The sequence below is a fragment of the Streptosporangium sp. DT93 genome (assembly GCF_049844535.1).
Taxonomy (GTDB): Bacteria; Actinomycetota; Actinomycetes; order Streptosporangiales; family Streptosporangiaceae; genus Streptosporangium.
This window is the reverse complement of the sequence record NZ_JBNCLF010000009.1, coordinates 164,700-179,189: the sequence shown is the minus strand read 5'-3', so window position 1 is coordinate 179,189 and position 14,490 is coordinate 164,700. Positions and strand designations below refer to the sequence as shown.

Below are 14,490 nucleotides of genomic sequence, written 5' to 3'. Positions count from 1 at the left end.
GCGCCCGTGACCCCTGAGACGTGGATCGGCCGCCTGTCGGCGCCCGTCGCCGAGTTCGGCGCCTCCGACACCGGGCTCCGGCGCAGGCTCAGGCTGCTGGCCGGGTGTCTCCTCCTCGCCGTCGTGTCCTTCCACACGGCGCCGGGCAGGCTCATCGCCGAGACCAAGCTGGACATGCCGGTCAACCCGATCGGCTTCCTGGCCCAGGCGCTGAACATGTGGGACCAGGACTACCTGGGGCACCTGCAGAACCAGGCGTACGGCTACATCTTCCCGATGGGCCCCTTCTACACGCTGCTGATCAACTCGGGCATGCCGCCGTGGGTGGTCCAGCGCCTGTGGGTGACGCTGATCCTGTGCGCGGCCTTCGTCGGCGTCGCCCAGGTGGCGCGGGCCCTGAGGATCGGCGGGCAGCTCGCCGGGGTGCTGGCGGGCCTCGCCTACGCGCTCGCCCCGCACGCGCAGGCCCTGATGGGGTTCAACTCCGTCGAGTTCGCCCCCAGCGCCGTGCTGCCCTGGACGCTGCTCTTCCTGATCAGGGGCGCGAGGGGGGAGACGAGCCCGCGCCGGGCCGCCTGCCTGTCGGCGCTGGTCTTCCTGTTCGCCGGCGGCATCAACGCCGCCGCCGAACTGGCCGTGCTCGTCATACCGATGATCTACCTGCTGACCCGGCGGCCGGGGCCGCGCAAGCGGCGGCTGATCGCCTGGTGGCTCGGCGCGATCGCCGCGGTGTCGTTCTGGTGGCTCGTCCCGCTGGTGATGCTGGGCCGCTACGTCTTCTCCTTCATGCCCTTCACCGAGAACGCGTGGACGACCACCGTCGTCGGGTCGCTGACCAACGTGCTGCGCGGCATGAACCACTGGGTGGCCTTCCTGCCGGTCGACGGCCGCCCCTACCTGCCCGCCGCCTACGAGCACGCCACCGTGCCCTGGCTGGTGGTGGTCACCGCGCTCCTGGCCGGGCTGGGACTGGCCGGCCTCACGCTCTCGCGCACCCCCGAGCGGCCCTTCCTGATCCTGACCGCCCTGGCCGGTGTGATCATCCTCGTGGCGGGCCACGCCGGGCCGCTCGCCGAGCCGATCAGGGTGCTGCTGGACGGCCCGCTGGCCCCCTTCCGCAACCTGCACAAGTTCAACGCGCTGCTGCGGCTCCCGCTGGTGCTCGGCCTGGCCGCCCTGGTCTCCCACGTGGGCGCGGCCAGGGCCGCCGTCCGCCTCCCCGCGACGGTGGCCGTCGCCGCCCTGGCCGGGCTGACCCTGATGCCCGTCGCGACTGCGGGCATCGCCCCGGGCGGCGCGTTCGACGACGTCCCCGAGCACTGGCGGCAGGCGGCCTCCTGGCTGGACGAGCGGGCCGACCAGGGCACCGTGCTGGTCCTCCCCGGGGCGCGGCGCGGCGAGTACACCTGGGGGCGCCCGCTGGACGAGCCGTTCCAGCCGCTGCTGAAGAAGGCCAGGTGGGTGAGCAACACGATCGTCCCCTGGGGCACGGCCGGGTCGAACCGCCTGGTCAAGGCGATCGACGACCGCTTCGCCAACGGGCAGGGTTCGGAGGGGCTGACCCGTGCCCTGCGCCGGATGGGCGTGCGCCACCTGCTGGTCCGCAACGACCTGGACCGCGTCGCCTTCGGCGACGCCTGGCCCGCCCGGGTGCACGAGGCGCTGGACCGCTCTCCCGGGCTGAGAAGGGTACGCGGCTTCGGGCCCACCGTCGGCTACGAGGAGTCCCAGACCGCGGGGGGCTGGCTCGACCAGCCGTACGCGTCCCTGGAGGTCTACGAGGTGACCGGGGCGAGCCCGGTCGTCGGCACGGTCCCGGCGGCCCGGCCGCTGCGGGTCTCCGGCGCCCCCGAGGCGCTGCTGACCATGGCCGAGGAGGGCGTGCTCGCCGACGACCGCCCGGTGATCCTCGGCGACGACCCCGGCGCGGACGCGATCCCCCCCGAGGACACCGTGCTCACCGACACCATGCGCCGGCGCGAGCTGGTGGTGAGCGACCTGCGCAGGCCCTACACCGAGACGATGACGCCGGACGAGCCCTACGAGGGGCGCGGCACCTCCCACGACCTTACCGACCCCGCCTGGGACGAGCCCAGGACCGTGGCCGTCCTCACCGGGATCGAGTCGGTCACCGCCTCCTCCTCGCAGTCCAGGCTGGGGGCGACCCCGGGCACCCGCGATGCCGGGGAGCAGCCGTACGCGGCGCTGGACGACAACCTGCGCACCGGCTGGCGCTCCACCGGCTGGGAACCGGCCGTCGAGCAGTGGCTGGAGGTCCGGCTGGCCGAGCCGATCGCGGTGCCGTCGATCCAGGCCGTGTTCGAGCGCTCCGACGAGGCGGTGACGGTCTCGGAGGTCATGGTGGAGACCGACACCGGCCGGGTCCGCACCCGGCTCGGCCTCACCTCGATATGGGAACGGCTCAACGTCCCGGCGGGGAAGACCTCCAGGATCAGGATCCGGGTCACCGGCGTCCTGCGCGACCCCAACCCGCGGGTGGGCATCACCGAGATCGCCATCCCGGGCGTCCGGGCCGGCCGCACCCTCGTGGTGCCCGCCGCCGTCCCCGCGGACTCCCGTAAGGACTCCGCGGCCTCCTCCGCGGACTCCTCGAACTCGACGGACTCGACGGACTCCTCGGGCTCGTCGGAGGCGTCGGGCTCGTCGGGCTCCCTGACCTCCTCGACCTCCTCGGCGGACTCCCCGGGCTCGGCGGACTCCCCGGACGCCTCGGCGCCGGGGCGGACGGTCGTGACCAGCAGGACCGACGCCGCGCCCGGCTGCATGCTCGGCTCCTACATCTGGACCTGCGCCGACCGGCTGAGCTTCGTGGGCGAGGACGGCTACGCCTTCGACCGGTCCGTCCCGGTCGGCACCGGCCGGCGCGTGCTGGAGGGAAGGGCCGTGCTCGCCGACCAGCGCGTGGCCGAGAACGTGCTGATGCCCCCCGGTGTCCTCCCCCGCGTCACCGCCTCCTCCACCACGGCGGACATCCCGGCCACCGGGGCGTACGCGGCGTTCGACGACGACCGCAGGACCGTCTGGTACGCCGGGCGGGCGGACCTCGCGCCCACCCTCACCGCCGAGCTGGGCCGGACCGTGACCCTGTCCCGGCTGCGCGTCGACTTCCCCGACACCCGGCTGGGGGCGCCCCCGGTCCGGATCACCGTCACCACCCGCGACGCCGTCAGGTACGCCTGGGCGTCGCGGGACGGCTGGATCGACTTCGCGCCGCTGAGGACCGACCGGGTCCAGATCACCTTCACGGCCCTGGGCTCCTGGCGGATGGAGGTGCTCGGGGTGGGCATCCCCGGGATCCCGCCGCTGCCGGAACCGGGCGCGCAGCCGGTGAGGATGCCCTGCGGGTTCGGCCCCACGCTCACCGTCAACGGCGTCGAGACGCCCACCGAGATCCGTGGCGGCACGCTGGGCGACCTGTTCGCCGGACGCCCGGTCCCCTATCGCACCTGCGAGGCGGTCTGGACGCAGGAGGGCACGCTGCGGGTGCGCGCCGCCCCCTCCCAGGGCTTCCGGGTGGACTCGATGGTCCTGCGCGCCACCGGCGGCGCGGGCGTCGCCGGTGGCACGTCGCGGGCGCTGCTGCGGCCGGCCGCGGTCGAGCACTGGGACGCCGGGGAGCGGCGGGTCCGGGTCTCCACGACCGAGCCCTCCTACCTGGCGCTCGGCGAGAACTTCAACGCCGGCTGGCGTGCCACCTTCGGCGGGCGCGTGCTGGAGCCGGCCCGGCTCGACGGCTGGCGGCAGGCGTGGCTGCTGCCGCCGGGGGACGGGACCGTGGTGATGACGTACGCCCCGGACGGGCTCTACCGGACCGCGCTGATCGTCGGCTGGGCGCTGGTGGCGCTGGTCGCGGCGCTCGCCCTGGCCCGGTCGCGCCCGGCGGTGACGCTCGCCCCGGCACCGGCCGCGCGGGTGCGGGCGGCCTGGCTCTGGCCGCTGGTCCCGGTGCTGGGCCTGGTGGCCGAGGGCTGGGCCGGGGCCGTGCTCGCCGGCGCGGTGGCGGCGCTCGCGCTCTGGCTGCGCGGCGTGGCCGGGGCCGCGCACAGCGCGGGCGGCAGGGCGTACCGGATCGGCCGGGTGCTCCTGACGCCGTTCCCGGTGGTGGCGGTGCTCGGCGCGGCCGGTCTGGCCCTCGCGTACGGCGGGGAGGGCGGGGCGGTCGTGGCGCAGTACCTGTGCCTGGTGGTGCTCGGCCTGCTGTTCGCGGCGGTGCGCGTGCCCCCGCCGCCCCGCCCCTGGCTCCGGACGCCCGCCGAGGCGGCCCCGGCACGGCCCGCGGAGCGGCCATGACCGGCCCCGCGACGAACGAGCCCATGGCGAACGGCCCCGCGACGAACGAGCCCATGGCGAACGGCCCCGCGACGAACGGCTCCACGGTGACCGGTCAGGGGACGACGGGCCGGGTGGTGACGGGCCGGATGAGCGGCAGGAGGCTGCGGGGGGTGCTCGTCCTCGTGGCCGGGGCCTTCCTGATCACGCTGGCCGCGCTGACGCGCTTCTACGTCCACCCCAGCGGCCTCGTACTGCCCGCCGAGCAGGACCGGATCACCGTGCTGAACGCCGAGTCCGGCTCCTACTTCGACGCCGCCACCCTGCGCGTCCGCAGCGGGGTCCCGCTGCAGCAGGCCGTGGCCAGGTACGGCGACACGGTCAGGTCCACGCCCGACGTCGCGGTCTGGACCGAGTTCGTCTCGCTCGCCACCCGCGACGGGAGGCGCGTCGACTACCACGAGCGGCGCCTGGCCTTCGACCGGCGCACGGCGCGGGCGTTCCCCTGCTGCGAGGACTACGTCGACGAGAACCCCGACCCCGCCCCGCGCGGGCTGCTCTTCCGCTGGCCCTTCGACGCCCGGCCGATCGCCTACCAGGTCTACGACCCGCTCGCCCGGCGGGCGGTCTCGGCCCGCTTCGACGGGATCGAGACCCTGTACGGCGTCCAGGTGTACCGCTACGCGCAACGCCTGGTCAACGAGCCGTACGCCCAGCAGCCCATGCGGCTGCCCGGGTCCGTCCTGGGCCTGGGCGAGCCCGGCACGCCGAGGAACCCGGGGCGTTCGAGGGGTGCGGCGGCTCCGAGGGCCTCCGCGGAGCTGTTCCCGGTCCAGGCCTACCTGGACGGGACCCGCACCTTCTGGGTGGAGCCGACCAGCGGCATGGTCATCGGCGTCAGGGAGAACCTGGTCAGGACCCTGCGCACGCAGGACGGCCGGGGGCGGCTGGTCGCGCTCGCCGCCGACCTGCGCACCAGCGCCGGGGACGAGCGCTGGAACGCCGGGGAGGCCGAGCAGTTCCTCCGCCAGGCGACGCTGGTCAACTGGGTGATCCCGCTCACCGGGGGGTTGCTGGGCGTGGTCCTGCTGGCGGCCGGGCTGCGCCTGCACCTCCGCGCCGACCCCGCCGACTCCCCCGACCCCGCCGACTCCCCCGACCCCGCCGAGGACGGCCGCACCGGGGACGATCCCGGCGGCGACGACCCCACCGGCGAGAACCGCCTCGGCGAGGACGGCGCCGGCGAGGACGGCGCCGGCGAGGACCGCGCCGGTGAGCACCGCCTCGGTGGGGGAGACGCCGGTGAGGGTGACGGCGAGGAAGGTGACGGCGAGGAAGGTGACGGCGGGGGCGGCCTCAGCGGGAGCGGGAGCGGCGTAGCCGGTGCAGGCGCAGGGCCGGGGCCTCGACCAGCCGGTGGCTGAGATCGGCGAGCAGCACGGTGAGCGTGACGCACACCGCCAGCGTGGAGAGCAGGCCGCCGGTGAAGGACTCCTGCCCCGTCAGCTCGTACCAGCCCACGATCACCACGAACTGCCACAGGAAGACGCCGTAGGAGATGCGGCCCAGATAGCGCATCACCGGGTTGCCCAGCAGCGCGTTGATCGGCGACGGCCCGGGGGGCTGCAGGGCGACGGGGGAGAGCAGCGCCAGGACGAACACCGTGTAGAGGGTCATCTCGAACAGGTCGGTCCACAGGTCCTGCAGCTCGAACAGGCGGCCTCCCGCGATCGGGCTGGCCGCCACCGCGTAGACCAGGGCGGCGATGATCCAGCAGGTGACCCAGGACTCCCGGATGCCCCGGGTCAGGCGCCGTACCGGGGCGTCGGGGTCGGGTTCTGCGTGGACCCAGAGCGAGACGACCGCCAGCCCCATGCCGGTGGCGAAGTAGACCAGCGACCGGGGCAGCCAGAGACCCAGCTCGGGGCGGTGGACGGGGAAATGACTGAAGATCGCCCACAGCGGGGAGAGCGCCGCCAGCGCGCAGACGCCGCGCAGCAGCAGCCGTGCCCTGGCGACCGGGTCCGCGCCGCGCCGGGCGAGCGCGTGCAGGGCGACGGCGATCAGCGGCAGGGCGAGATAGAAGCTCATCTCGACCGAGAGGCTCCACATCTGCCCGAGCCCCGGCGGGCTCACCCCGCCCCACCAGGGATCGGGGACGTAGTTCTGCACCAGCAGCACCAGCGGAGCCCAGTTCCACGGGTCGGCCGCCTGCGGCCGGGACCACAGCGGCAGCGCCACGGCGAGCACCAGCCAGTACGCGGGCAGGATGCGCAGCGCCCGCTTCCAGAAGTAGTCCCCGACGTCCGGGGACGCCGCGCCCGTCCCCCGCACGGTCCGGCGCGCCCAGGGACGGTAGAGCAGGAAGCCCGACAGCAGGAAGAAGATCGGCACCCCGATGTCGCCCCGGGAGAGCAGCGAGGGCAGGAACCCCTCCCGCAGGGAGGCCCCGGTCGTGCTCGCCACGTGGTAGAGCAGGACGCCGAAGGAGGCGACCGCGCGGACGCCGTCCATGGCGTCCAGGTGCCCGCCGACCGCGGGGAGATCGTGCACGTCGTCGTCGGTGGGCCTCCGGTGAACCGGTATAGAACCTGTTTCGGTCACTTTTTGGCATCCCTGGTGACGTAGATGACTCCCAGCACTAACATATCGCGAAATGGAACTTGTTATAGGGCGATCGGCACACATCTATAGCGGACGGCCCCTGGAGGAGCGATGCGTCGCGTCATCGGTTTGGTACTGATCGGACTCGGGGCTTTCCTCCTTGTCCTCGCGCCTCTCGTGCGGTTCCAGGTGGCTCCCGCTCTGATCGCCGCCCCGGCCGACCAGTACAGGATCAGCAAGCTGGAGGCCACCGGCGCGCAGTACTTCAGCGTCGGCGACAAGGGCAAGGTGGTGACCGGTGATCTCGACATCACCGTGACCACCAGGGGGGACGTCACCGGGGCGCAGGGTGACCGGGTCGTCTGGGACGAGGTCATGGTGGTGAACGACGTCACCAACTCCACCCCCCTCATCTCCTACACCGAGCGCCGCAGCGCGTTCAACAAGTACACCGGCGAGGGCATCAACTGCTGCTCGGTCAAGATCAACGACGAGCCCGTCCAGCTCCAGGGCCAGATCTACAAGTGGCCGTTCGACGTGCAGAAGAAGACCTACAGCGTCTTCAACTCCACCACCGGCAAGGCGTTCGACGCCAAGTTCGTGGCCGAGGAGCAGGTCAACGGCCTGACGGCCTACCGGTTCGAGCAGGCGATCCCGCCGACCAAGACCGACACCCTCAACGCCCCCGCCTCCTACCTGGGCATGGACGAGACCGGTGACGTGCAGGTCGACCGCTTCTACGACGGCGTCAACACCTTCTGGATCGAGCCGGCCACCGGCTCGCCGGTGCGCCAGGAGCAGCAGCGCCACGAGGTGCTCAAGACCCAGGACGGCGTCGAGCGCTCGGTGGCCTTCGTCGCCACGGCGAAGATGACCCAGCAGACCCAGAACGACCTGGTCAAGAACGCGACCGACGGCAAGAACACCATCACGCTGCTCAAGACCACGATCCCGCTGGCCCTCGTGCTGGTCGGGCTGGCCATGGTGATCGTCGGCTTCCTGCTGCTGAGGCGCCGCGCCGAGCGGTGAGAGGCGCCGAGCGGTGAGAGGCGCCGAGCGGTGAGAGGCGCCGGGACGCCCCTTGGGGCGCGGAACGCCCGGATGGGCCGGGGGCGCTCCTGACCCCCTGAGGGGCGGGCGAGAGCCCCGGGACGGACGAACGAGAACGGCGGCGGGAGGCCGCGGGCGGACGCCCGCGGCCTCCCGTTCTGCGTGCGGTCCTTCTCCGAGCCTCATGACTGGAACGCGTTCCACGTTTTTCAATGATGATTACTCACGAGTAGCTTAGGTTTCAGGACAGAAGAAAGGTTCTGCATTAGAACACGTTGCAGTTTGTTCCCGGGCGGTCGTACAGTCGCAGCATGCGGACACGTGTAACCGACATGCTCGGGATAGAGTTGCCGATCTTCGCGTTCAGCCACTGCCGTGACGTCGTCGCCGAGGTCAGCCGTGCCGGGGGGATGGGCGTGCTCGGCGCCCTCTACTTCACCCCCGAGGAGCTCGAGACGGAGCTCACCTGGATCGACGACCACGTCGACGGGAGGCCGTACGGCGTCGACGTGGTCATGCCCGCCTCCTACGCCGGCTCCGACCTGGGCGTCGACTCCCCCGAGGACCTGGTCGGGCGTCTCGCGGGGATGATCCCCCAGGGGCACCGGGAGTTCGTCGACGACCTGCTCGCCGCACACGGGGTGCCGCCGCTGTCGGCCGGCGCGGACGCCGGCCGGGTGCTGCTCGGCTGGACCGACGCCACCGCCCGCCCGCAGGTGGAGGTGGCGCTGCGCCACCCGATCGCGCTGCTCGCCAACGCCCTCGGCCCGCCCCCGGCCGACGTGGTCGAGCAGGCCCACGCCAAGGGCGTGAAGGTGGCCGCGCTCGCCTCCACCCCCCGCCACGCGATCAAGCAGGTCGAGGTCGGCGTGGACATCGTCGTGGCCCAGGGCACCGAGGCGGGCGGGCACACCGGGGAGATCTCCACGATGGTCCTCATCCCGCAGGTGGTGGACGCCGTCGACGTCCCCGTGCTGGCCGCCGGAGGCATCGGCGACGGCCGTCAGATGGCCGCGGGGCTGGCCCTGGGCGCCGAGGGCGTGTGGACGGGCTCGATCTGGCTCGCCGTCGAGGAGGCCGACACCCCCGAGATGGCCAAGCGCCGCATCCTGGAGGCCACCTCGCGCGACACCGTCCGCTCGCGGTCGTGGACCGGCAAGCCCGCCCGCCTGCTGCGGAACGAGTGGACCGACGCCTGGGAGGCGGCGGACTCGCCCGGCACGTTGCCGATGCCCCTGCAGTTCATGCTGGTCTCCGACGCGCTGCGGCGGATCGGCCGCTCGGACGCGGCCGAGCTGGCGACGTTCCCGGCCGGGCAGATCATCGGCACGATGAACCAGGTCAGATCCACCAAGGACGTCGTCTTCAGCATGATCGAGCAGTACCTGAGCGCAATGGAACGATTGGGTCGCATTACCGAGGAGTAGGTAGCTCGTCAGGGGCGCATACGTTAGGAACTCCTCAGAGCGACGAGTTTGGAGAACGATGGCGTCCCCCCAGGTCACAGATCGTGCCCCCGCGTCCCGGGCCGGTGCCCCGCGGCCCCTGACCCGGGACCCGCGGGTGCTCGCCGCCGCCCTGGTGCTCGTCGTGGCCCAGCTCGCCTGGCGGGCCACGATCCTGAGCCGGGGCGGCTTCTTCGGCGACGACCTCAACATGATCGGGCGGGCCACGGCCGAGCCGTTCGACCTGGGTTACCTGTTCGGCGTCTACTCCGCCCACGTGATGCCGGTGGGGATGATCGCCAACAAGCTGATCGTCGTCTTCGGGGCCTACGACTGGACGGTGACCGCGGCGGCGCTGCTGCTCCTGCAGCTCGCCGCCTCCCTGGCCGTGTACCGGATGCTGCGCGTGCTGTTCGGCACGCGCTGGGCGATCCTGGTGCCCTTCTCCCTGTACCTGTTCGGCCCGCTGGCGCTGCCCGCCTTCTACTGGTGGGCTGCGGCGGTCCAGGCGCTGCCGCTGCAGGTCGCCATCGCCCTGTCGGTCGCCTCGCACGTGACGTTCCTGCGCTCGGGGCGGCGGGCGGACGCGCTGGTGACCGGCCTGTGGTTCCTGTTCGGGCTCTGCTCGTTCCACCTCAAGGCCGTCTTCGCCATCCCCCTGCTGCTGGTCCTGGTGACCGTCCTGTACTTCCCGGTCAGGGAGCGCCTGCGCTCCCTGCTGACGGCCTTCGGCGCGTACGCGGCCATGGCGGGCGCGTACTCGGTCCTGTTCGTCGTGCAGCTCGACCGGCTGCACGGCCAGAACGTCGAGACGCCCTCGGCGGAGGTGGCGGGCCGGGCGGCGGCCCGGATGCTGGGCGTGACCTTCCCCGTGCTCGCCTCCGGCGGCCCGGGGAGCCGGTGGTACACGTTCTACGCGGTGCCGCCGCCGCTGATGATCGGCGCGGCCTGGACGCTCGTCGCGGCGGTCGTCGCCGTCACCCTGTTCTACCGGCGGGGGGCCTGGAAGGCGTGGCTGATCCTCGCGGTCTACCTCCCGGTGCTGATGGTGCCGATCCTGGCCGGGCGCGCGTTCGACAAGGCGCTGGGGGAGGAGGCCCGCTACCTCGCCGACGCCGTCCCGGTGCTCGTCCTGTGCCTGGCGCTGGCCACGCTCCCGCTGCTGGGCGAGGCGCGGCCGTACCGGCGCCGGATCCCGGCCAGGGGCGCGGTCCGGGCGGCCTGCGTGGCGCTGGCGGTGGCCGTCACCGCCCTGTCGGTGTACTCCGGTGAGCGGTACGTGGCCGGGACCGAGCCGGGCCGCGCCGCGATCCGCTCCTACCTCGCCTCGGTACGCGCGACGCTGGCCGCGGCCCCGCCCGGCACGGACGTCTACCCCCAGAAGACCCCCTACGACCGCTTCGGCTTCGGCTACGGCGACGAGGGCCTCAGCAACCTCACGCTCAGCCCGCTGGCCCCGCCCGAGCTGGCCGCCCTCATGCGCAACCCGCGGCCCGCCGCCGCCCCGTTCGTGCTCGACCCCACCGGCCGCCGGCTGGTCCCGGCCCGGCTCGACGGCCCGTACATCACGGCGCCCGGCGGTTGTTTCCCCCAGCGGGGCGGCGTGATCTCGCTCCCCCTCGTGCACCGGGGCGGCGTGGTCGTCCTCGGCCTCGACTACCGATCGTCCGCCCGGACGGCGGCCTACGTGCGGGTCGGCGAGCAGGAGGTCGAGGTGGTCTTCGAGCAGGGGCCGGGCAGGATCCACGTCCCGTTCACCGAGCCGGGCCGCTCGGTCCGGCTGGAGGTGCTCTCGGCCGAGGCCCAGGTCTGCGTCACCGGCGGCCTCTTCGGCGGCCCCGCCCCGGGATAGGACCGCCCCCCGGGATAGGACCGCCCCCCCGGGACAGGACCGCCCCGCCCCGGGACAGGACCGGCCCCGGCCGGACGGCGCGTCCCGCGGCACCGTGCGATTCCACGGGGGCGACCACGAGAACCGCGTCGGTACCGGGGAGGCCGCCGGGCACCGCGACCGGTCTCAGAACATGGTGTTGGTGTTCGCGGAGTGCCCGGGAACGGCCTGCACCACGTCCCAGTGCTCGACGAGGCACGCCGTGTCCTCGACGCCGTCTCCGCCGCCGAGCACCGTACCCGCAGGGCGGCACGCCGGACCCTGGTGATCACGGCGAAGCCGTGTGTGGCGACCGGCCTTCTGCGGGACATCGTGTCGGCGGCCACCGGGATACCCGGAGCCCCGCACGTCGAGGTCGCCGTCAGCGGCTACGGCGAGCAGTCCGCCATGGTCCGCGACGGCCGCGCCGACCTGGCCCTGCTGGGCTCGCCGTACGACCTGCGCGGCCTTGAGGCCGAGCCGCTCCTCGGCGAGCCGAGGGTGGCGGCGCTTCCGCGCGCCCACCCGCTCGCCGCCCGCACCGCCCTGGCCTGCCGTGATCTCGCCGGTCTGCCGATGCCGCGATGGCCGAGCGCGAACGCCGCCGAGCAGGACTACTGGGCGGGCCGCGACACCGCCCCGGGCGGCGAGCGGCCGGCCGGCCCGGCGGTCCACGACAACTCCCAGCTCCTGGAGGTCGTCGCGCTCGGCCAGGCCGTCGCCCTGATCCCCCTCTCGTTCACCGAGCGGCACCGCCGGGACGACGTCGTGTACCGCCCGGTGCGCGACGCGAGCGCGTACACGATCGCCGTCGCCTGGCGTGAGGGCCTGCGCGATCCGTGGATCGCCCGGGTGGTCCGCGCCGCCGCCGAGGTCGCGGCCGGCCGGGTGCTCCTATGCTCGTCCGGTCAGCTCGCGGACGCCCTCCAGTAGCCGGTCCACGTCGGAGGCGTCGGTGTAGGGGGCGATCCCCGCGCGGACCGCGCCGGTGTCGCCCAGACCCAGCCTCCGGGAGCACTCCAGGGCGTAGAAGTTGCTCGCCGGGGCGTTGACGCCGCGCTCGGCCAGGAACCGGTAGACCTCGGCGGGCTTGACGCCGTCGACGGAGAACAGCGTCGTGGGCGTGCGCTCGCGCGTCGCCGCGCCGTACGAGGTCACCCCGGCGATCCGGGCCAGGCCGGTGTCGAGGCGGTCGAGCATGGACCTCTCGTGCGCCTGCAACGCCGCCATGGAGGCGGCCAGCCGGTCGCGCCGGGACCCCTCGCCCGGCACGAGGCCGGCGAGGAAGTCGACCGCCGCCGTCGTCCCGGCGAGCAGCTCGTACGGCAGGGTACCCAGCTCGAAGCGCTCGGGCACCGTGTCGCCGGAGGGCAGCAGCTTGTCGGGGTGGATCGTCTCCAGCAGGACCGGATCGGCGGCGAGCACGCCCAGGTGCGGGCCGAGGAACTTGTAGGGCGAGCAGGCGTAGAAGTCGGCGCCGAGCCGGGCCAGGTCGACCGGCGCGTGCGGCGTCAGGTGGACCCCGTCGACGTAGAGCAGGGCCCCGGCCGCGTGCGTGCGCTCGGCGATCGCCGGGACGTCAGGGCGGGTGCCCAGCAGGTTCGACGCGGCCGTGACGGCCACCAGCCGGGTGCGCCCGCCGAGCAGCCCGGCGATCTCGGCGACGTCCAGCTCGCCGCGCGCGGGGTCGAAGTCGGCCCAGCGGACCGTGACGCCGCGCGCCTCGGCCGCCTGCACCCAGGGCCGGATGTTCGCGTCGTGGTCGAGCCTGGTGACCACCACCTCGTCCCCGGGACCCCAGCCCCTGGACAGTGTCCGGGCCATGTCGTAGGTGAGCTGCGTCATGCTCCGGCCGAACACGACGCCCTCCGGCCTGCCGCCCAGCAGGTCGGCCATGGCCTGGCGGGCCTCGGTCACGATCCGGTCGGCGCGCCGCTCGGCGGCGGTCTCGACGCCCCGGTTGGAGACGGCCGACCCCAGCGCGCCGGCCACGGCCCGCGCGACCGGCTCGGGGACCTGGGAGCCGCCCGGACCGTCGAAGTGCGCCGCGCCCTCGTCCAGGGCGGGAAAACAGGCCCGTACGGCCGCCACGTCGTATGTCACGGAAGTCCCCTTCGTCGCGCCCATCCTGCCAGGCACGGCTGCGGGCGGGTACCCGGCCACGTGCCCGGGTCGCGCGACCGGAACCGCCCGGGTCAGGAGCGGGGCCCCAGCCCCAGGAAGGCGCGCCCGTTCGCCTCCAGCGTCGCGGCGTCGATCCCGTTGTCCGCCGGGAAGCGGGCGGGGTCCGGCTGGGCCATGTCGAACGGGTGGTCGCTGCCGCAGACGATCCGGTCCCGCGAGGCGTGCGCCCTCAGCAGTCCCAGCACCTCCGGGTCGTGGGTGACCGTGTCGAAGTACAGCAGGGAGAACGACTCCGCGGGCGGGCGGCCGTTTCCCCGCCGTACCTCCGCCCGTATCCGCCAGCCGTGTTCCCACCGTCCGAGCAGGGCCGGTGCGCAGCCTCCGCCGTGGACGAAGCAGATCCGCAGGTCCGGCAGCGTCTCCATGACGCCGTTCAGGAGCACCGACGCCACGGCGGTGGTGGTCTCCACCGGGTTGCCGATCAGGTTGTCCAGGTAGTGGTCCTCCCATTCGGGGCGCGGCGACTGCGTCGGGTGCACCAGAACCGCGAGATCCAGCTCCGCGGCGACGCCGAGCACCTCGCGCATGACGCCCTCACCGTAGGACCGTCCCCCCACGAGCGGCGGGACGGCGACACCGGCGACGCGCTCCGCCGCCGCCAGCCGTGTCATTTCCCGCCGGGCGGCGCCCACGTCGTCCAGCCGCACCAGCCCGAGGCCCACCAGCGCCCCGCCGGCGGCCGACACGACCTCGGCGAGCCGGTCGTTGTAGGAGGCGACGTAGTCGTCCGCCTCGGCCGGCGCGTGGACGGGGAAGGCGAAGGGCGGCGCCGAGATGACGCGGACACCGAGGCCGGCTCTCGCGGTGTCAGCGAGGAGCGCGTCGACGTCGCTCATCGCCGCCGCCGGGAACGACAACGGAAGATCGCCGAGGAAGAGCTCGCCGTCGCGGTCGTTCATGCCCGCCGGGGTCCCGGGCGGAAGGGCGAACAGTTCTCGCGGCAGCCAGTGCGCGTGGACGTCGACGATCCCCGCGTGGATGTCACCTTTCATGGCCGTCCTCTCCTTCTCGCTCGCCGCCTTGCCGGCCGCTCTCGCGCGGGTCGCC

9 protein-coding genes are annotated in these 14,490 nt (G+C 73.6%); 6 read left to right on the top strand and 3 right to left on the bottom strand.

Translation table 11 applies throughout. From position 1 onward, the window contains the following. Window positions 1-6: 6 nt before the first annotated feature. Window positions 7-4,311: an alpha-(1->3)-arabinofuranosyltransferase domain-containing protein gene (locus ACLQ2R_RS20960; protein WP_425961803.1), complete on the top strand. Its 4,305-nt coding sequence runs from the start codon at window positions 7-9 to the stop codon at window positions 4,309-4,311. Beyond that, a complete protein-coding gene (locus ACLQ2R_RS20955; RefSeq protein ID WP_425961802.1) occupies window positions 4,308-5,714 on the top strand; it encodes a DUF3068 domain-containing protein in 1,407 nt (468 codons plus the stop codon). Before ACLQ2R_RS20960 ends, ACLQ2R_RS20955 begins: the two co-directional genes overlap by 4 nt. Here the strand turns inward: ACLQ2R_RS20955 and ACLQ2R_RS20950 are convergent. Continuing rightward, a complete protein-coding gene (locus ACLQ2R_RS20950; RefSeq protein WP_425961800.1) occupies window positions 5,647-6,843 on the bottom strand; it encodes an acyltransferase family protein in 1,197 nt (398 codons plus the stop codon). The two genes, ACLQ2R_RS20955 and ACLQ2R_RS20950, sit on opposite strands and share 68 nt — an antisense overlap. 162 nt (window positions 6,844-7,005) lie before the next feature. On the opposite strand from ACLQ2R_RS20950, the gene ACLQ2R_RS20945 reads away from it, so the two are divergent. From ACLQ2R_RS20945 to ACLQ2R_RS20930, 4 genes are all read left to right on the top strand, one after another. Then, the gene (locus tag ACLQ2R_RS20945; RefSeq protein ID WP_425961799.1) at window positions 7,006-7,923 is read left to right on the top strand and encodes a DUF3068 domain-containing protein; all 918 of its coding nucleotides are present in this window, start codon (window positions 7,006-7,008) and stop codon (window positions 7,921-7,923) included. A gap of 332 nt (window positions 7,924-8,255) precedes the next feature. Continuing rightward, on the top strand, window positions 8,256-9,371 hold the full coding sequence (locus ACLQ2R_RS20940; RefSeq protein ID WP_425961797.1) for an NAD(P)H-dependent flavin oxidoreductase: 1,116 nt from the start codon (window positions 8,256-8,258) through the stop codon (window positions 9,369-9,371). A gap of 58 nt (window positions 9,372-9,429) precedes the next feature. After that, window positions 9,430-11,241: a hypothetical protein gene (locus tag ACLQ2R_RS20935; protein WP_425961795.1), complete on the top strand. Its 1,812-nt coding sequence runs from the start codon at window positions 9,430-9,432 to the stop codon at window positions 11,239-11,241. A 222-nt stretch (window positions 11,242-11,463) separates the two neighbouring features. Next, window positions 11,464-12,192 carry a LysR family substrate-binding domain-containing protein gene (locus ACLQ2R_RS20930; protein ID WP_425961794.1) on the top strand — a complete coding sequence of 243 codons (729 nt, stop codon included), beginning with the start codon at window positions 11,464-11,466 and terminating at the stop codon, window positions 12,190-12,192. On the opposite strand, the gene ACLQ2R_RS20925 is transcribed toward ACLQ2R_RS20930, so the two are convergent. After that, on the bottom strand, window positions 12,154-13,362 hold the full coding sequence (locus ACLQ2R_RS20925; RefSeq protein ID WP_425961792.1) for a cysteine desulfurase-like protein: 1,209 nt from the start codon (window positions 13,360-13,362) through the stop codon (window positions 12,154-12,156). The two genes, ACLQ2R_RS20930 and ACLQ2R_RS20925, sit on opposite strands and share 39 nt — an antisense overlap. Window positions 13,363-13,454: 92 nt before the next feature. Beyond that, the gene (locus ACLQ2R_RS20920; RefSeq protein WP_425961790.1) at window positions 13,455-14,435 is read right to left on the bottom strand and encodes an amidohydrolase family protein; all 981 of its coding nucleotides are present in this window, start codon (window positions 14,433-14,435) and stop codon (window positions 13,455-13,457) included. Window positions 14,436-14,490: the final 55 nt, after the last annotated feature.

Excerpts from the sequence above, each read along its gene's own strand:
- ACLQ2R_RS20955 (WP_425961802.1), top strand. The coding sequence starts at position 4,308 with ATGACCGGCCCCGCGACGAACGAGCCCATGGCGAACGGCCCCGCGACG.
- ACLQ2R_RS20945 (WP_425961799.1), top strand. The coding sequence starts at position 7,006 with ATGCGTCGCGTCATCGGTTTGGTACTGATCGGACTCGGGGCTTTCCTC.
- ACLQ2R_RS20940 (WP_425961797.1), top strand. The coding sequence starts at position 8,256 with ATGCGGACACGTGTAACCGACATGCTCGGGATAGAGTTGCCGATCTTC.
- ACLQ2R_RS20935 (WP_425961795.1), top strand. The coding sequence starts at position 9,430 with ATGGCGTCCCCCCAGGTCACAGATCGTGCCCCCGCGTCCCGGGCCGGT.
- ACLQ2R_RS20920 (WP_425961790.1), bottom strand. The coding sequence starts at position 14,435 with ATGAAAGGTGACATCCACGCGGGGATCGTCGACGTCCACGCGCACTGG.